The sequence below is a fragment of the Candidatus Bathyarchaeota archaeon genome, assembly GCA_026014585.1.
Classification (GTDB): domain Archaea; phylum Thermoproteota; class Bathyarchaeia; order Bathyarchaeales; family Bathycorpusculaceae; genus Bathycorpusculum.
This window is the reverse complement of the sequence record JAOZIA010000010.1, coordinates 57,178-79,412: the sequence shown is the minus strand read 5'-3', so window position 1 is coordinate 79,412 and position 22,235 is coordinate 57,178. Positions and strand designations below refer to the sequence as shown.

The 22,235-nt window shown below is 45.2% G+C and carries 26 protein-coding genes; 14 read left to right on the top strand and 12 right to left on the bottom strand.

Annotated elements, in window-relative coordinates; all coding sequences use genetic code 11:
• Nucleotides 1-7: 7 nt before the first annotated feature.
• Nucleotides 8-1,240, top strand: coding sequence for a phosphoglycerate kinase (locus NWF01_04960; protein ID MCW4024371.1), 1,233 nt, complete (start codon nucleotides 8-10; stop codon nucleotides 1,238-1,240).
• A gap of 9 nt (nucleotides 1,241-1,249) precedes the next feature.
• Here the strand turns inward: NWF01_04960 and NWF01_04955 are convergent, their stop codons facing one another.
• Complete coding sequence (locus tag NWF01_04955; GenBank protein ID MCW4024370.1) at nucleotides 1,250-2,518, bottom strand: winged helix-turn-helix domain-containing protein; 1,269 nt, start codon at nucleotides 2,516-2,518, stop codon at nucleotides 1,250-1,252.
• A gap of 155 nt (nucleotides 2,519-2,673) precedes the next feature.
• Here NWF01_04955 and NWF01_04950 point away from each other — a divergent pair, with 155 nt between their 5' ends.
• The 5 genes from NWF01_04950 to NWF01_04930 all read left to right on the top strand — a co-directional run bounded on the left by NWF01_04950 (nucleotide 2,674) and on the right by NWF01_04930 (nucleotide 6,757).
• Complete coding sequence (locus tag NWF01_04950; GenBank protein MCW4024369.1) at nucleotides 2,674-4,221, top strand: glycoside hydrolase family 57 protein; 1,548 nt, start codon at nucleotides 2,674-2,676, stop codon at nucleotides 4,219-4,221.
• 64 nt (nucleotides 4,222-4,285) lie between these two features.
• A complete protein-coding gene (locus NWF01_04945; protein MCW4024368.1) occupies nucleotides 4,286-4,537 on the top strand; it encodes a hypothetical protein in 252 nt (83 codons plus the stop codon).
• Nucleotides 4,538-4,553: 16 nt separating this feature from the next.
• Nucleotides 4,554-5,174, top strand: coding sequence for a glycosyltransferase (locus NWF01_04940; protein MCW4024367.1), 621 nt, complete (start codon nucleotides 4,554-4,556; stop codon nucleotides 5,172-5,174).
• Nucleotides 5,171-6,385, top strand: a complete 1,215-nt coding sequence (locus tag NWF01_04935; protein ID MCW4024366.1) for a glycosyltransferase family 4 protein — start codon at nucleotides 5,171-5,173, stop codon at nucleotides 6,383-6,385. The genes NWF01_04940 and NWF01_04935 overlap by 4 nt, the downstream gene beginning before the upstream one ends.
• A 162-nt stretch (nucleotides 6,386-6,547) precedes the next feature.
• On the top strand, nucleotides 6,548-6,757 hold the full coding sequence (locus NWF01_04930) for a hypothetical protein (protein MCW4024365.1): 210 nt from the start codon (nucleotides 6,548-6,550) through the stop codon (nucleotides 6,755-6,757).
• Here NWF01_04930 and NWF01_04925 read toward each other — a convergent pair.
• The 10 genes from NWF01_04925 to rpl7ae form a co-directional block, all read right to left on the bottom strand.
• Nucleotides 6,754-7,914: an aminotransferase class I/II-fold pyridoxal phosphate-dependent enzyme gene (locus tag NWF01_04925; protein MCW4024364.1), complete on the bottom strand. Its 1,161-nt coding sequence runs from the start codon at nucleotides 7,912-7,914 to the stop codon at nucleotides 6,754-6,756. The genes NWF01_04930 and NWF01_04925 overlap by 4 nt on opposite strands.
• 2 nt (nucleotides 7,915-7,916) lie before the next feature.
• Nucleotides 7,917-8,753 (bottom strand): diaminopimelate epimerase, encoded by an 837-nt coding sequence (dapF, locus tag NWF01_04920; protein ID MCW4024363.1) that lies wholly within the window; start codon nucleotides 8,751-8,753, stop codon nucleotides 7,917-7,919.
• A 6-nt stretch (nucleotides 8,754-8,759) separates the two neighbouring features.
• Nucleotides 8,760-10,043 carry a diaminopimelate decarboxylase gene (gene lysA, locus NWF01_04915; GenBank protein MCW4024362.1) on the bottom strand — a complete coding sequence of 428 codons (1,284 nt, stop codon included), beginning with the start codon at nucleotides 10,041-10,043 and terminating at the stop codon, nucleotides 8,760-8,762.
• 31 nt (nucleotides 10,044-10,074) lie between these two features.
• On the bottom strand, nucleotides 10,075-11,133 hold the full coding sequence (gene asd, locus NWF01_04910; protein ID MCW4024361.1) for an aspartate-semialdehyde dehydrogenase: 1,059 nt from the start codon (nucleotides 11,131-11,133) through the stop codon (nucleotides 10,075-10,077).
• Between the two features lie 78 nt (nucleotides 11,134-11,211).
• The gene (gene dapB / locus NWF01_04905) at nucleotides 11,212-12,003 is read right to left on the bottom strand and encodes a 4-hydroxy-tetrahydrodipicolinate reductase (protein MCW4024360.1); all 792 of its coding nucleotides are present in this window, start codon (nucleotides 12,001-12,003) and stop codon (nucleotides 11,212-11,214) included.
• Complete coding sequence (gene dapA, locus NWF01_04900; GenBank protein MCW4024359.1) at nucleotides 11,996-13,033, bottom strand: 4-hydroxy-tetrahydrodipicolinate synthase; 1,038 nt, start codon at nucleotides 13,031-13,033, stop codon at nucleotides 11,996-11,998. The genes dapB and dapA overlap by 8 nt, the downstream gene beginning before the upstream one ends.
• A 103-nt stretch (nucleotides 13,034-13,136) precedes the next feature.
• Nucleotides 13,137-13,475, bottom strand: a complete 339-nt coding sequence (locus NWF01_04895) for a hypothetical protein (protein MCW4024358.1) — start codon at nucleotides 13,473-13,475, stop codon at nucleotides 13,137-13,139.
• A 121-nt stretch (nucleotides 13,476-13,596) separates the two neighbouring features.
• On the bottom strand, nucleotides 13,597-13,794 hold the full coding sequence (locus NWF01_04890) for a 50S ribosomal protein L24e (protein MCW4024357.1): 198 nt from the start codon (nucleotides 13,792-13,794) through the stop codon (nucleotides 13,597-13,599).
• A 23-nt stretch (nucleotides 13,795-13,817) separates the two neighbouring features.
• Nucleotides 13,818-14,051, bottom strand: a complete 234-nt coding sequence (locus NWF01_04885; protein ID MCW4024356.1) for a 30S ribosomal protein S28e — start codon at nucleotides 14,049-14,051, stop codon at nucleotides 13,818-13,820.
• Complete coding sequence (rpl7ae, locus tag NWF01_04880) at nucleotides 14,051-14,431, bottom strand: 50S ribosomal protein L7Ae (GenBank protein MCW4024355.1); 381 nt, start codon at nucleotides 14,429-14,431, stop codon at nucleotides 14,051-14,053. Before rpl7ae ends, NWF01_04885 begins: the two co-directional genes overlap by 1 nt.
• A gap of 155 nt (nucleotides 14,432-14,586) precedes the next feature.
• Here rpl7ae and NWF01_04875 point away from each other — a divergent pair, with 155 nt between their 5' ends.
• A complete protein-coding gene (locus NWF01_04875; GenBank protein MCW4024354.1) occupies nucleotides 14,587-14,844 on the top strand; it encodes a Gar1/Naf1 family protein in 258 nt (85 codons plus the stop codon).
• Complete coding sequence (locus tag NWF01_04870) at nucleotides 14,841-15,812, top strand: transcription initiation factor IIB (GenBank protein MCW4024353.1); 972 nt, start codon at nucleotides 14,841-14,843, stop codon at nucleotides 15,810-15,812. The genes NWF01_04875 and NWF01_04870 overlap by 4 nt, the downstream gene beginning before the upstream one ends.
• Before the next feature lie 207 nt (nucleotides 15,813-16,019).
• On the opposite strand, the gene NWF01_04865 is transcribed toward NWF01_04870, so the two are convergent.
• On the bottom strand, nucleotides 16,020-16,496 hold the full coding sequence (locus NWF01_04865; protein ID MCW4024352.1) for an alpha-ribazole phosphatase CobZ: 477 nt from the start codon (nucleotides 16,494-16,496) through the stop codon (nucleotides 16,020-16,022).
• Between the two features lie 236 nt (nucleotides 16,497-16,732).
• Between NWF01_04865 and NWF01_04860 the strand changes: the two genes are divergently transcribed.
• The 6 genes from NWF01_04860 (at nucleotide 16,733) to NWF01_04835 (ending at nucleotide 22,159) form a co-directional block, all read left to right on the top strand.
• Nucleotides 16,733-17,428 carry a diphthine--ammonia ligase gene (locus NWF01_04860; protein ID MCW4024351.1) on the top strand — a complete coding sequence of 232 codons (696 nt, stop codon included), beginning with the start codon at nucleotides 16,733-16,735 and terminating at the stop codon, nucleotides 17,426-17,428.
• Nucleotides 17,418-18,518, top strand: a complete 1,101-nt coding sequence (locus NWF01_04855; protein MCW4024350.1) for a TIGR00303 family protein — start codon at nucleotides 17,418-17,420, stop codon at nucleotides 18,516-18,518. The genes NWF01_04860 and NWF01_04855 overlap by 11 nt, the downstream gene beginning before the upstream one ends.
• A gap of 6 nt (nucleotides 18,519-18,524) precedes the next feature.
• Complete coding sequence (gene cobS / locus NWF01_04850) at nucleotides 18,525-19,280, top strand: adenosylcobinamide-GDP ribazoletransferase (GenBank protein MCW4024349.1); 756 nt, start codon at nucleotides 18,525-18,527, stop codon at nucleotides 19,278-19,280.
• On the top strand, nucleotides 19,271-19,897 hold the full coding sequence (locus NWF01_04845; GenBank protein ID MCW4024348.1) for an NTP transferase domain-containing protein: 627 nt from the start codon (nucleotides 19,271-19,273) through the stop codon (nucleotides 19,895-19,897). Before cobS ends, NWF01_04845 begins: the two co-directional genes overlap by 10 nt.
• A gap of 222 nt (nucleotides 19,898-20,119) precedes the next feature.
• Complete coding sequence (locus tag NWF01_04840; protein ID MCW4024347.1) at nucleotides 20,120-21,106, top strand: hypothetical protein; 987 nt, start codon at nucleotides 20,120-20,122, stop codon at nucleotides 21,104-21,106.
• A 63-nt stretch (nucleotides 21,107-21,169) separates the two neighbouring features.
• Entirely contained in the window at nucleotides 21,170-22,159 is a 990-nt protein-coding gene (locus tag NWF01_04835) for a cobalamin biosynthesis protein (GenBank protein ID MCW4024346.1), read from the top strand.
• Nucleotides 22,160-22,235 lie beyond the last annotated feature (76 nt).

Below are 22,235 nucleotides of genomic sequence, written 5' to 3'. Positions count from 1 at the left end.
ATTAACAATGGTGAAATTCAAAACTTTAGACGATTTTCAAGTTAAAGACAAAGTTGTTTTGGTCAGAGTGGACTTCAACTCAGAAGTTGACCCGCAAACCAAAAAAGTCACAAGCGACGTCAGAATAAAAGCCCACGCAGAAACAACCCTAAAAGAACTCGCCGAGAAAGGCGCAAAAGTTGTTGTGCTGGCACATCAAGGACGCAAAGGCGACCCAGACTTTACAACACTAAAACCACACACTGAAATCCTAGCAACCATCCTCAAATGCCCAGTAAAATACGTCGATGACATCTACGGCGAGCAAGCCCAAGCAGCAATCAAAAGCTTGCAGTCAGGAGAAATCTTGGTTTTAGGCAACGTCCGTGGTTTTGATGGAGAAACCAAAAAAGGCACACCTGAAGAGCACTCAAAAACCCCGCTGGTGCAGAATCTGGCGCCACTGGCAGACATCTTTGTTAATGACGCTTTTGCCGCTGCTCACCGTGGTCATGTTTCGATGGTTGGGTTCACTGCGGTACTGCCAAGTGCTGCTGGGCGGATTATGGAGCGTGAACTGAAATCGCTTAGCCGTATTTTGGAGAAGCCTGAGAAACCCTGCGTTTATGTTATGGGTGGTGCTAAAGCTGATGACAGCTTAGAAATCAGCAAGTACGTTTTGAGTAATGGAGTGGCGGATTTTGTTTTGGTCGGCGGCGTGACAGGGCAACTGTTTTTAGCCGCAAGCGGAGTTGACCTTGGAGCGGGCAACATGGCATACTTGGAAAAGAAGGAACTCACCCAGTTCATTCCAGGCATCAAGCAACTGCTTGCTCAGTTTCCAAACAAAATTGTTATGCCCCAAGACATCGCATTAGACATAAACGGCAAACGACAAGAAATCCCAATCAGCCAGCTGCCAACAGATAAAGCAAGCCTAGACATCGGCACCAAAACCGCCGCGAACTATTCCCAAATTATTAGCCAAGCCAAAAGCATCGTGGTCAGCGGCCCAATGGGCGTGTACGAAAGCAGCGAGTTCAGTTACGGAACAAAAACCGTTTTCACCGCCATCGCAAACTCAGCTGCCTTCAGCTTGGCAGGAGGCGGAAACACCATCGCAGCCATTGACGAGTACGGATTAAGCAGCAAAATCGGCTACATCAGCACAGCAGGCGGAGCGCTTATCGAATTTTTGATGGGAAAAACGCTTCCGGGCGTAGCTGCATTGAAAAATGCTGCGGAAACCAAAAAAATCTAATTTTCTTTTTTAGTAGCTTGTTTTTATTCGTCCTATATCTCCAGTGTCAGCGTATACGCCAACAATTAGTTGGTCCACGTTGCCGGGGTAAACTGTGTCCAGTTTAAAGGTAACTGCCCAGTACGGGTACAAAGCTAAGGTATCTCTTGTATTTGGGTGAAACTTTACAACTGGCGGCTCAACAACTCCAAAGTCAGAGATGGTTTGTCCGTCTGCAATCCAGCTGTATTCTTCTAGGGCATCTCGGGCGATGGTTACTGCTTGGTCTGCGGAGATGTTTATTGTTGTGCCCCCAATCGAGAACAGGAACATGTCATCAATCAAATCAGTTAAGGCGCGGTCATAAAAGACGATATCAAACATTTTAGGATCAAAATCAACGCCGTTTTCAGTGTATATCCAAACAAACTGTGTTGCATCCCCAAGGCTGGTCGTGTTTAGTTTAAGGTTACCATGAGTTAACTCGACGTTTTGAACGGAATTAACCATCATATCTAGCATATCTATCATGTTCTGCAGGTAGGGTGCGTTTTGGTAGGCTTGGAATCTTGAAAGTAACCCCTTGGCTTCTTCAAGTGGACTGCTGGGTTGAAGTCCGGCATAAATTGGTGCACCTTCAATAATTACTAGTCGATACTGAGAAAGCTGACTGTTCCTAAAGCGGAAAATCACTTCCATTTTGCTTTCACTATTAACTAAAGAGTAGCTGAGAATTTCTTCAAGTGCACCGCCTAAGTTGTCGCGGTGCTCAACTGAGCGGCTAAGCAGACTGGTTTCATATTTGGATGTGTCTATTTGGACGACTTGGTCAATGAAAGTTAGCGCCTTCTCAGAATTAGTGCTAACTGAGATTAATTGTTCATATTTTGACTGCCACGCCTCGCTGTCATTGGATGCTTTAAGGTAAGCACCGATTTCTACAGCGGCAAAGCTTGAAACCAAAATCAACGCAATAGTCAAAGCGGCAACTGCCCTTTTCCATTTACGTAGGGGATACTTTTCTTTTTTAGGTGAAGGTGTTTCCTCAACGGTTTTCATTGTGTTAATTGTTGCCTGCCCAAATGCTGAAAGCTTGTAGATGCCGTTTTCTTCTTTGCTGATTAGTTCACCCAAATTTTCAAGATGATACGTTAAATAGGAGCTGGAAATTCCCAGTTCGTCTTGTAGTTGCGAAAAAGTTAAGGGTTTATTTGCTATCATACGCAGGATTTTTCTTCGTGCAGGATGCTTCATTGAACGAAACATGGTTGAGTAGATTTCTTCTTCTGCACCTGGCACCCTTCAATTCCCCGTTGGCATCATAATATTGTGTTGTTTGCTTAAAACCTTTAGCAAACTGCAAAGTCTGCAAAAAACAAGCGACCAGTAAAGTTAGTGATTGCTTTTATTAGTCGGAAATTAGAAATAAACATGAGTATTGTGGGGTAAAAACTGTGACTGACGTTGTGTTTGTGTTTGAAGTTCACCAGCCACACAGGCTGAGAAGAAGCCTTTTTTGGGAAGGCAAAGTTTTCCGTCGCCTAAACAAAGAGCAACTCTTCGATTACTACTTTGACAACGAAGCCGACAAAGACATCTTTATCCGAGCAGCCAGAAAATGCTACTTCCCCTCAAACCAAATCATACTGGACCTAATTGACAGTCACAAACGTAGCAAAAAACAGGTTAATTTCTCTTTTAGTCTTTCTGGCGTGTTTTTGGAACAATGTGAAATGTTCAGCAAGGACCTGCTGGAAACCTTCAAGCAATTAGCAGAAACAGGACGTGTAGAGTTTCTGGATCAAACATATTACCACTCCGTAGCCAGTCTCTACCCCCAAGATGACGAATTTATTGAACAGGTAAAAATGCACAACCAAACAATCAAAAGTTTACTGGGCTGTACTCCATCCATTTTCGAAAACACTGAACTACTCTACAATAACCGCATCGCCAAAACCATAGAAGACCTCGGTTACCGTGGAATCTACACGGAAGGCGTTGAGAAGATTCTGGGCGAAAAATCCCCCAATTACCTCTACACGCCAAAAGGTGCCAAAAAAATCCGTGTGTTTCTGCGCAATTACAAATTAACCGATGACGTGGGCTTTAGGTTCTCTGCTCGTTGGTGGCCTGAGTGGCCCTTGACTGCTAAAAAATATGCAGGTTGGCTCGCCAGTGCAGAAGGGGATTGCGTAAACATTTTTGCTGATTACGAAACTTTCGGTGAGCATCACTGGCCTGAAACGGGTATTCACAGTTTCCTGCAACATTTACCTGATGAAATGTTCTGCCATGAAAACCTGCGAATGGCAACTCCCTCAGAAATCGTGGATAAGTGCGTGTCAGCGGGGGAAATTGATGTTCCTGAGGCAGATGGTATGGTTTCATGGGCTGATGTTAAACGTGACCAAACCGGTTGGCTGGGTAACGTGATGCAGTGGGCTTACTTTACAGCTCTGCGTAGATTGGAACCCTTCATTAAGGAGGCTGGGGACGAAACGTTTTTGCGACTCTGGCGGGACTTCCAAATCAGTGACCATCTCTATTACATGTTCACAGCGGGCGGTGGACCAGGTGAAGTTCACTCTTACTTTAGTCCTTTTGAGTCACCTATGGATGCGTTTGCTATAGCTCAGACTTTGCTGGGTGATTTTGAGGTTAGATTGCGTGCGGAGATTTTTGTGGCTAACGAGCCGTTTTTGTTCCACACTGGGGTCGGCAAGCAACATTTTACAGGTACCATGGCTTGGAGCCTTAAGGGCTTAATTGATGCTTTCCAAAAAGTTAGCCCTAAAGCATTAGAGTTTCACATACACAACGGTGACCTTGAGCAGTGGAGCCAGCACTCACTAAAAGATGCTGCCTTAACGGCTGAGTTGCAAAAAATAAAAGAAGCTAAAAAGAAAGGCGAACCCCTAAGAAGAGCCCTGATAGTTGCAGCTAAAAAACGGTATCTGTATCTAAGACAGCATGGACGCTGGATAACAAGTTCACCGTGATAGCAAGCGCAAATGTCTTTATAAAGGAAACCCGAATTATTGTTGTGTGTCAAGAGGTTTTATCATGAGAGAAGAACTTCCTTTCCCCGATAAAGTCCTACAGACCCTTCACAATCTTTGTGCCACCGCTGCTGATTTGGCTCGAAGAGGCGACGAAGTGGCAAGGCTTTTGCAGAAAGACCCACAAGAAATAGAACACATCTTAGACAAGTACAAAAACGAAGGCTTCGCTGAAAGTTTCTATGATAACGAAGGCAAAAAAAGGTACTATCTTAATGGAAGAGGAATAATCAAGGTTTGCTCACTGTTCACGTAAAATCAAAGTGACAATGATGCACGTTATACTTTTTTCCTGGGAATATCCCCCAAGAATGGTAGGTAAACTTGCCGAGTACACCAGCAACTTAGCCTCGGCTCTGGCAAAAAACAAAGTAGGCACTTCTGTAGTGACCTATCATGATTCTAGAACGGGAACCGTTGAGGAACCCACAGGAGTAAAAACCACCCGCGTAGCAAACCCTGTACACACGCATTCAGGCGTTTTAACTTGGGTTCTAACCCTAAACCAAGAAGTGGAGCGGGCTGCATCAAACATTTACTATGAAGCAAATAAGCAAATTGATTTAATTGATGTTTATGATTGGCATTTTATTCCAGCCGCTGTCACCCTAAAGAATGGGTTAGGAATACCGTTTATTTACTCAGTAGAAAGCCTAGAGGATCATCGTTCCACAAGCAACACGCCATATAACATGGCAATCAAAAGCATCGAGTGGTTGGGCTTTTATGAAGCAAACCAAATCTGCGTGCGCACAGAATGGATGAAAAACGAAATCATACGCATCTATCAGGTTCCCAAAGAAAAAATTAAGGTCATATCCACCACTCATAACGGCTGGATAAAATCTGTTCTAAGAATATATCGAAACGTTTCAGGGGAGAACAAACAATGAAAGATACCTTGTCTGTTTTGATGCTTAGCTGGGAGTTTCCCCCAAGAGTTATCGGCGGCATTTCACCCCACGTCTATTTCCTCTCAAAAAGTCTCGCAAAGCAAGGAGTAAAAGTTTACGTTGTAACCTGCGATTTCCCAGATGCCCCAGACCATGAAGTCATCGACGGCGTAGAAGTTTACCGCATAGATTCCTACAAGAATCCCGCGCCAGACTTTGCCACATGGGTCTACCTAATGAATCTAAACATGCAAAAAGAAACCGCTGCCCTAATCAAAAAGCTTGATGGACAAATCGATGTTATTCACGCTCACGATTGGCTTGTGGCAGATGCAGGTATCGGGCTTAAACATGTCTTTAGAAAGCCCCTTTTGGTTACGATGCATTCAACCGAGATTGGCAGACGCGACGGCACACACAACAACACAGAAAAGATGATACACGAAACCGAAGCATGGCTAACCTATGAAGCATGGAAAGTCATCTGCTGCAGCGATTACATGATTAACCATGTCCGATGGGCATTTGGGCTCCCCAATGACAAACTGGTTATGGTACCCAACGGAGTAAACAGCAACACATACGCGCAAATACAACCCGACAAAGAGTTCCGCGCCAAATTTGCACTGCCCGAAGAAAAAATTGTGCTTTTCGTGGGCAGACTAGTCTACGAAAAAGGCATCCACATCCTAATCAATGCAGTTCCAAAAATCCTAGAAAAAGTCAACGCCAAATTCATCATCGTAGGCAGTGGCTACATGAAAGAACAACTCCTAAACATCGTACGCAGCATGGGCTTAGAGCATAAAGTAATGTTTGAGGGCTTTATGGATGAACAGACACTTCAGAGACTACAAAAAACTGCGGATGTTTCTGTGGTGCCTTCACTGTTTGAACCCTTTGGCATTGTCGCATTGGAAGCTATGGCAGCTAAAAGCACCATCGTCGTGTCTGACACGGGCGGCTTATCCGAAATCGTTGACCACGACGTTACAGGCATAAAAGTTTACCCAAATAACCCTGAATCCTTAGCATGGGGCATAACCAAAATCCTGCTCGACCCAGCCTACAGCAACAAACTGCGAAAAAACGCTTACCAAAAAATCTTGGACAAGTATGATTGGGAAAAAATTGCCCAACAAACCAAACACATCTACGAAAACGTGCTGGATGATTACTCTAAGAGTTTCTGGGCACAAAGAAGCCACTAATCTGCTCTTCAGTTATTTCAGCAACTAAACACGCAACATTCCTATTAGGCTCCAAATAGAAACTCATTGCAGAAACCATAGAGGGGTAGGTCACTAATAGCCTCCTTGACAATAAAAAAATATTTTATACCATAACCACTAAGCAGAAAGCGGGAAAATAACTTGACAGACAAAAAAGAAAAAAAGAAAACCGCTCCATCAAAGTTCTGCCCAAAATGCGGCTCAACTGACATCTTCTGGGCTCAAGGCATGCCCCAATTCTGGTCAACATGGGACTGCAGAAACTGCGGATACCGCGGAGCGTTCATTTTAGAAGACGGCAACTTAGCCGAGAAACTCCAAGAAGAATGGAAAACAAAAAATAAGAGTTAGAAGGCACTTGCGATTCTATTGCAAGCTTCCACTATGCGTTCTTTAGGCTGCGTAAAAGTCATACGCGCATAACCTTCACCGTACTTGCCAAATCCGACGCCTGGAGTCACTGCCACGCCCACGTCGAGCAGTTTTGCGGCGAATTTCATGGAGTCGCCTTTGCAGTTTACCCAAACATAGAAGGTGGCTTTGGGTTTTTCGCATGGGTAACCGATGTCGCAGAGGGTTTTTACGAGTAGGTCTCGGCGTTCTTGCATGATTTGGTTGTTTTTGCGCAGAAACTCTGGCTGCTCACTGCCTACGTAGCTTGCGAGTGCTTTGACTGCAACTTTCTGCGTGTAAACTGGCGGGCCAGAATCAACCTGTGACTTCACTTTAGCCAAACCAGAAACCAGCGTTTTGTTGCCCACGGCAAACGCGATGCGGTCACCTGTCATGTTAAAGGTTTTTGACAGCGAGTTGAACTCCACTGCAACATCCATTGCGCCGTCAATTTCCATAATGCTAGGGGCTTTGTAGCCGTCGTAGCTGATTTCAGAGTAAGCGTTGTCGTAGCAGAGGATTATGTTGTTGTCTTTTGCGAAGTCCACAGCTTCCTTGAGGAATGCTTTGTCTACGGTGGCGGCTGTGGGGTTGTTGGGATAGTTAAGAAACATCATCTTGGCACCCTGTGCGTCTATTTTGGAGAAGTCAGGCTTAAACCCGTCCGCTTCAAGCATAGGCATAGGAAACGCAACACCATCACACAAAATTGTGCTGCCGTTAGCATACACTGGATAGGACGGGTCAGGCACCAACACCTTATCGCCAGGGTTCACAAATGCGCGAGCAATGTTTGCGATGCCCTCCTTAGAACCCAAGAGTGCAACAACTTGGTCATGAGCTAAATCCACGCCAAAACGTCTCTTATACCATTCTGAAATGGCCTCGCGGAAGTCAGGCTCGCCTTGGCTGAAGCTGTAATTGTGATTTTTCAGATTAGCCACTTCTTCCTTGAGGGCATCAACGATAAACTGTGGTGGTGGAAGGTCAGGGTCACCGATACTAAGCGAAATCAAATCCACGCCTGCAGCTTTCTTTTGGTTAATGATTTTCTCTATTTCTGCAAATAGGTACGGCGGAAGCCGCTTTATTCTGTCAGCATACTCAAAGGTCATGTTTATGGTTCTCCAAATAGTGTTCCTTCGTAAACTTTCTGGGCAGCACCACTTAAAAATAAGCCCTCAGAAGCAACCTCCACCTGCAAATCGCCACCAAGAACATGCACAGTCACCTTTGTATTCACCAAGCCAAGCCTGTTAGCAGCAGCTACAGCAGCGCAAGTTCCAGTGCCACACGCCAATGTTTCTCCGCAGCCCCGCTCCCAAACACGCACCTTCATCTCGCTTTTGGATATAACCTGCGCAAAGCCTGCGTTGGCACGGTTGGGAAAAACCTTGTGATTCTCAATTAAGGGTCCAACCTGTTCGACTGGAAACTCTGAAACGTTATCTACAAATGTTACACAGTGAGGATTACCCATGGATAAGCAGGTTACTTTGTAGTTTGTGTTGTCAACTTGCAAATCCTCATTAACACAAGTTCCCTCACCAAGCATCGGCAAACTCTTACGATTCCAGTTAGGCATACCCATATCCACGCGGACAAGCTGCACCTCACCAGCATCCAGCGTTAACCAAACCTGCTTAATTCCCGCCAGCGTCTCCACAGAAAACTCGCTCTTGTCAACGATGCCGTTTTCAAAGCAGTATCTAGCGAAACAGCGGATGCCGTTGCCGCACATTTCTGCCTCGCTACCGTCAGCGTTGAAAATGCGCATCTTAACATCTGCAGTTTGAGATGGAAAAACCAGCAAAAGTCCATCAGCGCCGACACTAAAGCGTCTGTCACAGAGCTTCTTTGCTAAACCAGCCAGCTTTGCTTCAGGAATGGTTTGGTTGCAGTTGTCAATTACTACGTAATCGTTACCCAGTCCATGCATTTTCCAGAACTTCATAGTAATTTACTCCAAGTTGCGTTGTGATGCTGTTAAATCGCTGAGTTGCTCACGATTGCGAACAACAAAGGGCTTGCCAGCTCGAATCATTACTTCTGCAGCTCTTGGGCGACTGTTGTATTGACTGCTCATGCTAAACCCGTACGCGCCAGCATTAAGCACCGCCAGCAAATCGCCTTCTTCAATTTCGGGGAGAGCGCGGTTCTTGGCTAAGGCGTCGCCTGATTCGCAGATTGGACCCACTACGTCGTAGGTTTCCTTTTCCTTTTGCCCCAGCTTGTTAGCTACCAAAACGTGATGATATGAACCGTACATTGCGGGGCGTAGTAACGTGTTAAAGCCTGCGTCTACGCCGACAAACTTCTTTGAAGGCGTCGACTTAACAGTGTTAACCGTTGTCAGCAGGATGCTTGAGTCGCAGACAAGGAATCTGCCTGGTTCTACACAGAGGAATGGCTTGCCAAGGTTGTACTCCTTAATCTTGCTCTTGAAAAGGGCAACTACTTTTGAGGCAAACTGCGCCAAATCCGCTTCCTTCTCGTCTGGGTTGTAAGGAACCCCGATTCCGCCGCCGATATCAATGAATTCAAAATCTACGCCGACCTCCTCGTGCACCCGCTTGGCGATGCTGAGCAGTTTTTCAACGGCTAAAACGTAGGGTTCAACGTCTAAGACGCCTGAGCCGATGTGCATGTGAATACCGAATCGTTCCACACGTGCCTTCTTAGCAGTAGCATAAGCCTTAACCACGTCATCTTCCCATAAGCCAAACTTGGATTCGGGACCTGCAGTGATGCAGTGGTCGTGGTGTCCAGCGCCAACCTCAGGGTTTACTCTAACTGAAACAATTGGTGGAACAGCGATCTTTAGCAGCCGCTCAAGTTCCGATTGGGAATCCACGTTCACAGTTACTTTTGCGTCTGCCAGAAACCTGAGTTCATCATTGCGGACGCTGGTTCCAGTAAAGAGGATGCGCTCGGGAGTAAATCCGCTGGTTAACGCCATAAAAACTTCACCTGGACTTACAGTGTCAATGTAGGCGCCGCAGGATTCCAAGATTTTTAACACTTCTAGGTTTGTGTTTGCTTTGCATGCGTAGTAAATGCGCACGTGCTTGTAGGCGTTGACTAATGCCTCGTAGAGGTGATTGTAGTTTTCGCGTATACGCTTCTCGCTAATCAAGTAAAGTGGGGTATCGTATTTTTCAGCCAACTCTTTAGTTGAGTTGCCGTCAAAATACAAGGTACCCTTGCGGTTTTCGAGGGGTTCACGTAGTTTTCCTTTAACCATAATTAACACCAGATGTAATCGTAAGCACAGGTTATGCTAAGCCTTTAGCAACATACAACTCCGCACTCAATATGCCGCCGCCTGCAGCGCCTCTGATAGTGTTGTGACCAAGGCACATATACTTGAATGTCATGATTGGGTCCTTGCGGATTCTGCCGACCACAACACTCATGCCGCAGCCTGCATCGCGGTCATAGCGGGGTTGAGGACGATTCTTTTCATGCTTAACTATGATTGGTTGTAATGGTGCGCTGGGTAGTTTGAGTTTTTGTGGTTCACCTTGGAACTTGGCGAATGCTTCTTCAAGTTCCTCCATTGAGGGCTCCTGTTGTGTCTTGATGAATATAGATTCTAAGTGTCCATCCTTCACGTTGACACGGTTGCAGCTTGCGCTAATCTTGAAATCTGCGTTTTCCACAAATTTGCCGTTACAGTTTCCAAGGATTTTAAGGGATTCAGATTCCATCTTTGCTTCTTCACCTGAAATGAACGGAACCACATTATCAAGAATATCCAAAGACGCCACACCAGGGTATCCTGCACCGCTAAGCGCCTGCATTGTGGTAACCATAACCTGCTGTAAACCAAACTGCATCAAAGGCTTTAGTGAAATCGCCATTTGAATGGTGCTGCAGTTGGGGTCAGTTGCGATGAAACCCTTCCAGCCGCGGAGCTTCTGCTGATGCTTAACCAATTCAGCGTGGTCAGGGTTAACTTCGGGAATCATTAAGGGCACATCTTTATCCATTCGGTGTGCGCTTGCCTTGCTAAACACTGGATAGAGCGCGCCAAATTGTGCTTCAACTGGACCTGCCAAGTCTCCTGGTAAAGCGGAGAAAACCAAGTCCACATCGCCTGCCTCTTCAACTGAGGCAACATCTGAGTTTACCACTGTCATTTCTGCGATGTTTTTTGGCAGTTCTGTTTCCATTAGCCAATTGACAGCGTCGCCGTACGTTTTGCCTGCGGAGCGGTCTGATGCGGCTAGCACGCTAACTTCAAACCAGGGGTGCCCTTGCAGTAGCTGTATGAATCGTTGTCCTACTGCTCCTGTCGCGGCTAAAATGGCTACTTTTCGCTTATTACTCATTGCTTATCATTCCGTGCCTCAAGTTTAGTTACTATACTTCGATAAAAACTTTAACACACCAGCACTCATAGCTTTTACCTAGCAAAGACCTAAAACATCAGCCATACTGTACACTTTAGGCTGAGTTTGCCTGCTAATCCATTCTGCCGCAACCACCGCACCCTGAGCAAACACGCTTCTTGAAAACGCTGTATGCTCAATCTTTAGCATCTCGTATGGTCCAGCAACGATAACATCATGAACTCCGGGGACGCCCCCTGCGCGTAACGCGACGGATTCAAGCTCGTCAGGGTGACGTGGGCTGGTGCCTTCTCTGCCGTAAACAGTCTTTTTGTAACCGCGTGCCTTGGTAAGGATTTCTTCTATGTGCTTGGAGGTTCCGCTTGGCGCGTCTTTTTTGCCTGCGTGATGAATCTCGCTTAGACTAAAATCGTAGCCTGCTGGAAAAGCACCCAGTTGCTCGGCGAGTTTGAAGAGGATATTGACGCCTACACTAAAGTTTGGTGAGAAAACTGAGGGAACCTTAGAGAGAGTAGTAATTATCTGCTGGTTTTCTGCAGAGCTAAAACCTGTAGTGCCCAAGATTATTCGTTTATCTAAGCCTGCGACAATTGGAACATTAACTAATTCGGCATTTGGCAGGGTGAAACTTATGTAAACATCTGCGGGCTCAACGGCTTGAGCAATATCGTCTGAGCTTTGGATTACGGTGTCCGAGTTGCAGATTCGGGCTTCCCGCAAAGTTTTTCCTACACAGGAGGCACAGGAAGATTCTACAGCGCCAGCTATCACGTGTCCCTTTGCAGTGGCTTCCTCTATTATTGCCTGGCCCATTCGACCAGCAACGCCAGCAACACACAACTTAAGCATAGTATAAGCCTTCAAGATAAACAGGGTTATATAGCCTATCCTTTAGGTTAACATCAAAGAAGTCAGCTACAGGTTGAAGAATTGCAGGGTTAGTTTCCCAGACCTTTCTTGTAGCCGCTACAACAGCATCTATTCCGCTGCGAGCCATCTTGCCTAAGGGTTGCCTGCAGGGTCCAGAGGGCATACCTAAAATGTTCATTAAAGTTTTGTAAGGTAAGGGGTTGCGGGCTTTGCATGTAACTGGACCATAAGGAGTTTGCTCTTGGGTCTTAACGGTTACAATGTCAAATAGTGGCTGAAGTGCTGATGCCAAGCTGTTGGCGGCTTGGGTGTTACCGTCAAGAGCATAACGGGTCATGTTAGAAACTGCACGGGGGGCAATGTTTGATGTAACTGAAACTGTGCCGCTTGCTGCAATGTCGGGTGAAACCATCATAGTTAGTGTTTTTTCATCATCACCTGAGAGGATATCAAAGTTTTCGCCACAAAACTTCCTGATTAATTCCATGTTCTTGAAGTCTCCTGTTGCCTCCTTTACACAGCGTACATTTGGATATTGACTGTGCAAAATGGCGAGGTCTTGGGGTAATAGTTGAGTTCCTGGTCTTCCAGGGATGATGTATGGTATAACTTGGACTTCAGGGAATTGGCGGGCTATTGGTTCAATGTATTCTCTGCGTATTTCCATTGAGCTTGGTCCATTATAGTAGGGGTCAACCAGCAGGACACTGGTTATGCCGTGTTCGTAGGCGTGTGCGGTGCCTTCGATGGCTTCCTGTGTTGAGTTGCTTCCTGTTCCCGCAATGGTTATGGCTTTGCTACCACTGTACTCATTTACTTTTTCGATAACTTTGCTGTGTTCATTCCAGTCAAGAGTTGGGCTCTCGCCAGTTGTTCCAACTGCAAGTATGCCACTTACGCCTTCTTTTACTTGAAATTCTACTAGGCGGCGCAGTCCTTCGTAGTCTACTTGGTTATTATTGGTTAGGGGTGTCATTAATGCAGTATAACATCCGCTGAATCCGGTCATTTTTAAGTCCTTCCGGAAAAAGGTACACACCACAGAAGTATTTAAGTCTTTTGCGTTTTTTTTACTTAAATTACGTTTTACGTAAATTTTTACCTAAAAATTATCAAATATCACCAGACATTTCCGATTTTCCAGAATCCGCAAAAAAAGCAACATGATAAGCCGTAAAATCACCATCAACACCAAAATAAAGCAAATTCAAAACTGACAACACATCCCTCAAAGAACCCGCCCAAGGAACAATCAACCTAAAATTATCCTCCCTGATAAGGTCAGCAAGTTTGCCAGTTTCCAGCCCAACAATCTTCATCCGCAGTTTATGGGGACCCGATAGGAAAACGGCTGTGCCGCCTTGCAAAGGTCTGCCTCTACGGACATCGATAGTTTTTTTCCCTTCCTTTATCGCTTGGAAGTATTCTTTCTTGGTAAAGAAAACTGGCACACTTACACCAAACACCTTGTTTGGCAGTTTTGCAAATAAAGTTTCAGTCGAATTTAGAATAAAAACAGTACACTAAGCAAATCAAAAAAATGAAAAAATGGGTTAGAAATGCATGATTTAGTTAGGCTTTGCCCTTTTCTTCTTTACCGAAGTACTGAGTCCATTTTAGTTTTCTTGCGTCTCTGCGGAACTGTAAACTGCTTTTCTTGCATTTACTTGTGCAGAACCACAAAATAGACCCGTCGTTTTTAACGTACATCATGCCGGTGCCCGGTTGGAAATCGTTACCGCAAAATGAACATTTTCTTGCTTTTGGCATGACCATTTTTCTCCTTGGCTGTTTTATCTCGTGATTTTCTTTGCTTCTCGTTCTGTTTCGCGTAGCATCAATATGTCTTGAACCCGAACTGGCCCTTTTACGTTGCGCGTGATGATTCTGCCTTTGTCTTTGCCTTCCATGATGCGAACTCTGACCTGAGTAATTTCACCAGTGACGCCAGTGCGTCCAATAACTTGAATTACTTCAGAAGGGATAAGTGCGTCTTGACTTACCGCCTTTGCATCCTTAGCACTCATTACTGAGTACCTCGTTTAACCTGGTCTATCCGCGTAATGATTTCTTTGATTAAGCCTGAAGCTTCTCCTTCCCTAAGTATGCATGCTGAAGCGCATGGAACATCGATGCCGATTGCTTTGCCAAGTTGGTCTTTGTTTGGTACAAATACGTATGGAATTTTTCGTTCTTCACAGAGAAGTGGTAGGTGCGCTATTACTTCTGGGGGGTCAACATCTTCTGCAATTACTACAAGTTTTGCTTGTGTACGTTCAACAGCTTTTGTTGCCTCGTTGGTACCTTTCCTAACTGTGCCTGATTTTGAAGCAATTGTTAGGGCTTCATAGGCTGCATCCACGATTTCTTTGGGCATTTCATATTTTACATAGAATGGTTTTGACATTTTTTATAGCCTCACCCTTTAAGGCACAGTCTAATCGACACTTCTCATTAATAAGCTTTCCACTATAAAGACAAATATTTACTGCTACAAAAATGAGACTTCTAGAAAACTTTAAATAGAGTTTTACGTTGACCTAACTGTTTTTCGAGAGGGGCATGGGTTTGCAAAGATTAGGTAGAGTGCAAAAGATCACTCCATCAAACAATCTCATTGTTAAAGCAGACACTGCCCCGAAAATTGGCTTAGAAGTTGTCAATGATAACCTCAAAGTTGTCGGAAAAATTTTTGACATAATTGGCTCAGTCTCTTCGCCTTATGCAGTTGTTAAACCAACCATTAGTGATCCCGCTAAGCTGGCTAACAAACAATTGTACTTGCTTCTCTCGAAAGGCAAAAGAGGCAAAAGAGAATGATGAAAAACAGCAAATTAAATGAAGCCAACAAAGATCCAGCCACACCCCCAGCAGAAACCCCAAAAACACGGGTCTGTCCAGAATGTGGAAGCACCAGACTTATGCATGATTCTGAAGCCGCTGAAGTTGTATGCATGGACTGCGGCATGGTTGTTCAGCAGAAAATTGCTGATCGTGGACCTGAATGGCGAGCTTTTGATGATGAGCAACGCTCAAAACGAACCCGCGTTGGCGCACCGTTAACCTACACAATTCATGATAAGGGGTTATCCACAACTATTGATTGGCATGACCGAGACGTTTACGGCAAAAGCCTCTCGCCTGGGCAAAAAGCTCAGGTGTACCGTTTGCGGAAGTGGCAGCGGCGTATCAGGGTTTCGGATGCAACTGAGCGAAACTTGGCCTTTGCCCTCTCCGAAATTTCAAAGATTTCCAACAATATTAACTTGCCAAAAAATATTCTTGAAACAGCCTCTGTAATTTACCGCAAAGCAGTCAAAGAACGACTAATCCGAGGCAGATCCATCCAAGGCGTCACATCAGCAGCCATATATTTGGCATGCAGACAATGCGGTTTACCAAGAACATTGGATGAGATTTCTCAGGCATCAACTGTTAGCAAAAAAGAAATCGGCAGAAGCTACCGTTTCCTAATAAAAGAATTAAACTTCACCATTCCACCGTTGCGCCCAAGCCAGTACATCACCAAATTCTCAAACCAACTCACCATGCAAGGAAAAGTCGAAGAAATCGCCCACAAAATCCTAGTTTCCGCCAAAGAAATCAAACTCACCTCTGGACGCGGACCAACAGGAATCGCAGCCGCGGCAAGCTACGTTGCATCAGTGCTGACGGGTGAGCGGAAGACTCAACGGGAAATTGCAGAAATAGCACAGGTAACTGAGGTCACGATTAGAAACCGTTACAAAGAACTTGTGGAGCGATTGATGTTCCAAATCAGCATCTAAACATAACACCCACCTACTTTTAGAGAAAGGTGTCCTGGATAGATGACAGGCTTCTGATTGGTCAACATGCCTATTTGGAGCCTATTAGTCAAGGTATGCAGAAATGATAGGAAGAGGTCAAATAGTCTATTTGGTTCCTATTAGAAATTCATTGCAGAAACCATAGAGGGGAGGTCCATAATGACAAATTTTGCAGTCAAAAACGGGTTATTTTTTGAGGTTTCTTGTTGCTCTTGTGTAAATGTTTGAAGATGCACCAGCAACTAATGCACCGATTGCATCATTAGTTAATGGCGGCAACTCTTTTAGGATTCCTGGTTTAGCTTGGTCAAAACGGACGAACTCAAAGGTTCCTTTTGCGCCTGCAATGTAGTTGGCGATTGCGATGCCGATGAGTTCGTCAGCCACTAATCCTGGTCTGCCCATGAAGTGTTCTTTGGTAAGGCCTGGGATGCGTTCGTTTTCGGCTTCTTGTTGTGCTTGAAATGCTGCGACGATGAGGGTGGATATGTTTACGTCTTCGCAGATGTCAATGAATTCTTCAGTTAGCATTTCGGTTGCTTTTTGTTCGGTTTCTACGCCGGGGTGGGGCACGTACATTTCTAGTGCGCTGTCGATTAGGCTTTGGAGTGTGATTCCTTTGTTTTCAAGGTAGATGAGTAGTGGTGGTAGTGGCTTTTTCATGGTTTTTACCGCACGTTTTAGTGCTGATGTGTGTTTTAAGGTTTGCCGTGTGTTTACCGTAAGGCTTATTAGAATTACACTGGATAAACCATCCATCGGAAGAGTGAAAAGATTTGCAGAACATTACAGAAAAACCTGCTAACCATCAAAGGGGAACCGCACGTTTTTGATGTTCAGCCAATTTTATGCCTCTTTTCTGAAAAAGCGTTTGCAGAAATAATCTGGAGGAAAAACAAATGAAAGTTGTAGCTTCATGGAGCGGAGGAAAAGACGGTTGCTTTGCCGCATATTTAGCACAAAAACAAGGTTACGAAGTAGTTAACATCTTAACAATGATGATGACCGAGGAAAAGTCAAACTTTCACCTCATAAATGCAGACATGCTTGAAGCCCAATCCAACGCCATCGGAATCCCACTCATAAAAGTAAAAACCTCACCTGAAACCTACGAAAAAGACTTCAAAGCAATCCTCACAAAACTCAAAACCGAAGGCGTAGAAGGCTTAGTCACAGGCGACATATACGAGGTAGCTGGACACGAAGAAGGCTGGCTGGAACGCGTCTGCAAAGAACTCGACCTAAAACCCATCAAGCCGCTGTGGCTGGGTGACACAAAAAAGATTTACCTAGACTACATAAATGCAGGATTCAAAGCCATGGTTATCCGCACGAACCTGAGCGTTTTGGGTGTTGAATGGCTTGGGAAAACTTTGGACAAAAAATTCTACGATGACATCCTAAAACTGGGCAACGTTGACCCCTGTGGAGAAGGCGGTGAGTACCACACGTTTGTGTATGATGGTCCCAACTTTAAAGAAAGCATTGAAATTTTGGGAACCGAAAAATTCAAACTTACCGGCGGATTTGGGTATTTGGACATAAAAGGGTTCAAAGTATTGCCCAAGGACGGCCAATCCACAAATGAAAAGTAACCTAGACATAATTATTGCACAAAACAAACCCAAAGCAGAAGCATTCCTAGACGAAATAAACGGAAAAAAACCTCTTTTCATCTGCACAATAGCCACCACGGAAACCGGCAAAATCCCCGGACTCTCCGCGGCAGGCGCCAACCCAGACTTCACAGACTTCACCCCTCCAGCAGACGCTGAACTACTACTGTTGGGAAAATGCAAATCTATCCAAGGCGTCCCAATCACACCCGATGGCATCCCAACTCCCGCGCTCGTAACAACCTCTGCATTGCACATAGCGGACATTCCTGTTGTGGTTGTTAATGGTGGTGTCAAAGTAAAACCTCAAGTTCCCTTTATCGACGTTAATGGCAGTCCAGGACGCGACATCAGAAGCGGCGACTCAGTTGACAACGTTGAAGAAGTCATAGAACGCGCAAAAATAATCGGTGAACACCTCGCCAAAACCGCAGACTACCTCATCATAGGCGAAAGCATACCCGGCGGCACAACCACTGCATTGGGCGTTTTAACCGCGTTGGGCGTGCAGGCACAGGGCAAAGTAAGCAGTACACTCCCCGAAAATCCCCACAACCTCAAAGCTGAAGTCGTCGCGGCAGGCTTAAAAGCGGCAGGAGAAAAATTCGGCAGCCTTCAAAACAACCCCATCAAAGCAGTTTCAGCCGTTGGTGACCCCATGATGGCAGCCATGGCCGGCTTAGTCATCGGCGGTGCCCGTCAAGGACCAGTTTTGATGGCGGGCGGAACCCAAATGACCGCTGTATTAGCAGTAATCAATGCATTAGCTCCCGAAGCCCTCTGTAATGTCGCGGTTGGAACGACCCGTTGGGTGGCTCAGGATAAAACCTCTGATATTTGCGGAATCATCAAACAATTCAGCGATGTTCCCGTAATAGCGGCTGATCTTGATTTTGGTCCTTCCCAGTATCCGGGCTTGCGTATTTACGAGACTGGCTTGGTAAAGGAAGGTGTGGGTGCTGGTGGTTCTTCGATTGCGGCTATGGCAAAAACTGGCGGGGCAGTCACAAAGGATATACTTCTTAAGGAGATAGAGCGTAACTATGCTCAATTAATGAGCATAAAGTGACATGGCTTGGTAGTTCGACAACTCAAAAACCTCCTAGCGTTCCTAACCGTTTTCCCAGTATCCATGGACGAAAACTTCCTTGAGGACTGCGCCAAAAACATGTGGGCATTCCCCCTAATCGGCGCCCTACTTGGGATAATTGCAGGCGCATTTGGCTGGGTTGCACTTCACGTCTTGCCAGCTATTGTGGTGGGTGTTCTCGTACTCGGATTGTTGCTTTTGCTTACGGGTTTGCATCATGCAGATGGCTTGCTGGATTTTGGTGACGGCGTTATGGTTCACGGTACACCTGAACGTAAAATCGAGGTTATGCACGACAAATTCACAGGCGCAGGCGGCTTATGCTTAGGAATTATGACTTTTCTTGTTTCTGCCTTAGCCTTTGGGCAACTGCGGCTAGGCTTTATTGTGGGTGCGGTTGTGGTTGTTGAGGTTTCTGCAAAACTGGCTATGGTGGTTATGGCTTGGGCTGGAAAAAGTGTGCACGAGGGTATGAACTCGTCTTTTCTTTCGTTTATGCATGGTAATGGCGGCAGTTGGCGTTTGATTGCGGCGCTGGTGATTTCTTTTGCTATTGCTGTTCCTTTGCTTTGGTGGACAGGTGTTTTAGTTGTGCTCGCAGGAATCATAACAAGCCTGGTTATGACTGCAATTGCGCACAAGCATTTCCGCGGTGTAACTGGCGACGTGTTTGGCGCAACCAATGAACTAACAAGAATGGTTTGTATAGTGGTTTTGCTGGCGGTGATATTATGGGCGTAACAGCACTGGTTATGGCAGGCGGCAAAGGCACCCGCATGGAAATTAAACAGGAAAAACCCCTAATCGATGTCTGCGGCAAACCCGTAATCCAATATGTGCTTGAAGCCCTGCAAGCCTCCAAAAAAATCGAAGCCATAGTGGTTGCCGTAAGCCAAACAACCCCCAAAACTGCGCAATACCTCCAAAACTATCCAGTCAAAATCGTTCAAACCCCTGGCAAAGATTACGTTTCAGACATGGGATATGCGGCGAATGCTCTGGGATTGGGCGTTTTTTTGGCGGTTGCAGCTGACTTGCCTTTGTTAACGGGTGAAGTGTTTGATAAAATTGTTGAGCGCTATGAAGTCTGTGGCAAACCTGCATTGACGGTGGCTGTTTCGTTGGATGTTAAGAAGCAGTTGGGGATGCGTGAGGATTACGCTTTTGACTGCGAAGGCAAACAGGTCGTGCCTACAGGCATAAATGTGATAGATGGACGAAAACGCTACGGCGACGAATGGCTCGACCAAGACATTCTGGTGCTGGACATGCCAGAAATCGCAGTCAACATCAACACCGTAAAAGAGTTGCAACTTGCCGAGCAATTACTGTCTCAAAAAATAACCCAGAAACCTTAACCTCTGCTCTCAGCAGACTCTTCCAAGGGTTTTATTGACAAACCTTAAGAATAAAAAACTCCTTTTCACCCTTATGGATGAATTGCCAAGTGCTAAAACTCCGAAAAGATTTTCAAAGAAGCATTTGGCAGCTATTTTGTTAACCGCAATAATAGTGCTTTCCTTCTTTTTTGCGTTATCCCTGAACCAAAATATTCAGATAACCAACCTTTTGATGTAACATTGGAAAAACAATTGCCCGCCTCAGGTTGTAGCAACATTATCCAAACTTCTGACGGGGGCTTTCTAATTATCGGTACGCAAAATCGGGGATTTACAATAAAAACTGACGCTTCAGGTAATGTTGAGTGGAGCCAAACATACTCATTCTTGTGGGTACAGTGTGCCCTTCAAAATAATGATGGCGGATACACAATAGCGGGATATAACAGGACTCGTTTTTTCCTAATCAAACTTGACTCTCAAGGAAGTATGCTCTGGAAACAAGAATATAATTTTGACCAAAAGGAAAAATACTACATAGAAAGTGCATCCCTTACTTGTTTACTGCAAACAAAAGATGGTGGATATCTGTTAGCTGGTAGCGGTTATTACTATCATTTAAGCCATGTGTTACTTGTCAAAACTGATAGTCAAGGACAATTGCAGTGGAATAAAACAAATGATTGTGATTACCTAACTTCGATAATTCAAACTTCCAACGATGAATACGTGGTTTTTGGTGGAGATAGTCTTGATCCTCCTTGGTATACCCGATTTTGTTGTGTTGAAAAATTAGACAGCGAAGGCAATTTTGTTTGGAAAAAAGACTGTAGCATCCCAAAAGCTTCTCGAACAGACATTAACACTGTTGTTTCCTGCTCTGATGGATATATTCTTGCAGGTGCAACCGCTCAGGATTCCCCGTCTATAGCTTGGGCTTGCAAAACAGACTTCAACGGTAAAATGATCTGGAATAAAACTTACAGTAACTTGGGAAATGGTGTTTTAATAGATTCTATTTTTAAGGCTAATGCTGGTTTCGTTTTCTTTGCACAGCCCAGTCAAGAGGCTAACCAGACAATTATTGTTCAAATTGACCAAAATGGCGAGGTCCAAAACCAAAAGATAATTGATAACAAAAATTTTGACACCTCTCAAATGATACAAACAGGCAAAGACACATTTTACTCAGTTTCAGAGGACGGCATGATTATACGGATTTCTTGAGTTCTTTTTTGTTCCCATTTTTCGGGAAAACCAAATATTGACCTTTAACGTGAAATGGTTGCTATGGAACTCTCCCTGTTTACCCAAATCTCAACGGCAATGCTAATGGTTATGGTTCTGGCGCTGATTATTGACTTAGCGTTTGGCGAGCCCATGTGGAAATGGCGCATTCCACTGCACCCGACCGTTTGGGTAAACAAGTTTGTCTTCAAAATCATGCCCGCATTCAAAAACAAAAACCCCAAAATCGAACAATTCAACGGAGTATTGCTGGGGTTAATTGCGATTGCAGTTGTTGCCATTCCAGTGTTTTTGGTTTTGTATTTCTGTTTGGCGCTGAGTTTTCTGGTTTACATTTTGCTGGGTGCCTTCCTCTTAAAACTGACCATGTGTATTAAGCTGGAGACCCAAATTGCTACCCAAGCCGCAGAAGCGATGAAAAAGGGGGATTTAGCCACGGGCAGGGAATGCGTGGGCATGTTTTCACGGCGAAAAACCGAGGGCTTAACCAATCCGCAGATTGCCTCAGGCATAATTGAGTCCATGGCGGAAAACCTCACCGACTTCAAACTGTCGCCGCTTTTCTACTACAGTTTCTTTGGTGTGACAGGCGCGATGGTTTTCAAAGTCATCAACATCCTCGACGGCACAGTCGGGTTCAAAGACAAAGAACGCATCAATCTTGGCTGGTTCTCCGCAAAACTAGACACAGTCGTAAACTACCCCTTGTCGCGGCTAACCGCGTTCTTTATCATGCTTGCCGCGCCGTTCGCGGGTGGTAGCGCAAAAAATACTTGGAAAATCATGTTCCGAGACGCCAAAAAGGTTCCTAGCACCAACCACGGCTGGCCCATGGCAGCAATCGCAGGCGCCCTCAATGTTGAACTGGAAAAACCAGGCATCTACATCATCGGCGACGCCTCTGAACCGCTCAATGAAACGCACATTTATCGGGCACTTAAAATCCGTGACGCATCTGTCCTATTGTTTATTTTGCTGGTGGCATTGCCAATTATTCTTGTTACCAGCTGGTTTTTTGGACTGCGGATTTAACGCGGTTTAACAGAAATATTTAACATCGCCCTGCCGCCATTATTTTTTCTGAAGCTGTTTCAGGGAGCGCATCTGC

Bases quoted from the DNA above. Each gene is read 5' to 3' on its own strand.
- NWF01_04960 (MCW4024371.1), top strand. From the start codon at position 8: ATGGTGAAATTCAAAACTTTAGACGATTTTCAAGTTAAAGACAAAGTT.
- NWF01_04945 (MCW4024368.1), top strand. From the start codon at position 4,286: ATGAGAGAAGAACTTCCTTTCCCCGATAAAGTCCTACAGACCCTTCAC.
- NWF01_04940 (MCW4024367.1), top strand. From the start codon at position 4,554: ATGCACGTTATACTTTTTTCCTGGGAATATCCCCCAAGAATGGTAGGT.
- NWF01_04935 (MCW4024366.1), top strand. From the start codon at position 5,171: ATGAAAGATACCTTGTCTGTTTTGATGCTTAGCTGGGAGTTTCCCCCA.
- NWF01_04925 (MCW4024364.1), bottom strand. From the start codon at position 7,914: ATGACCTTTGAGTATGCTGACAGAATAAAGCGGCTTCCGCCGTACCTA.
- dapF (MCW4024363.1), bottom strand. From the start codon at position 8,753: ATGAAGTTCTGGAAAATGCATGGACTGGGTAACGATTACGTAGTAATT.
- lysA (MCW4024362.1), bottom strand. From the start codon at position 10,043: ATGGTTAAAGGAAAACTACGTGAACCCCTCGAAAACCGCAAGGGTACC.
- asd (MCW4024361.1), bottom strand. From the start codon at position 11,133: ATGAGTAATAAGCGAAAAGTAGCCATTTTAGCCGCGACAGGAGCAGTA.
- dapB (MCW4024360.1), bottom strand. From the start codon at position 12,003: ATGCTTAAGTTGTGTGTTGCTGGCGTTGCTGGTCGAATGGGCCAGGCA.
- dapA (MCW4024359.1), bottom strand. From the start codon at position 13,033: ATGACCGGATTCAGCGGATGTTATACTGCATTAATGACACCCCTAACC.
- NWF01_04890 (MCW4024357.1), bottom strand. From the start codon at position 13,794: ATGCCAAAAGCAAGAAAATGTTCATTTTGCGGTAACGATTTCCAACCG.
- NWF01_04885 (MCW4024356.1), bottom strand. From the start codon at position 14,051: ATGAGTGCTAAGGATGCAAAGGCGGTAAGTCAAGACGCACTTATCCCT.
- rpl7ae (MCW4024355.1), bottom strand. From the start codon at position 14,431: ATGTCAAAACCATTCTATGTAAAATATGAAATGCCCAAAGAAATCGTG.
- NWF01_04875 (MCW4024354.1), top strand. From the start codon at position 14,587: ATGGGTTTGCAAAGATTAGGTAGAGTGCAAAAGATCACTCCATCAAAC.
- NWF01_04870 (MCW4024353.1), top strand. From the start codon at position 14,841: ATGATGAAAAACAGCAAATTAAATGAAGCCAACAAAGATCCAGCCACA.
- NWF01_04865 (MCW4024352.1), bottom strand. From the start codon at position 16,496: ATGAAAAAGCCACTACCACCACTACTCATCTACCTTGAAAACAAAGGA.
- NWF01_04860 (MCW4024351.1), top strand. From the start codon at position 16,733: ATGAAAGTTGTAGCTTCATGGAGCGGAGGAAAAGACGGTTGCTTTGCC.
- NWF01_04855 (MCW4024350.1), top strand. From the start codon at position 17,418: ATGAAAAGTAACCTAGACATAATTATTGCACAAAACAAACCCAAAGCA.
- NWF01_04845 (MCW4024348.1), top strand. From the start codon at position 19,271: ATGGGCGTAACAGCACTGGTTATGGCAGGCGGCAAAGGCACCCGCATG.
- NWF01_04835 (MCW4024346.1), top strand. From the start codon at position 21,170: ATGGAACTCTCCCTGTTTACCCAAATCTCAACGGCAATGCTAATGGTT.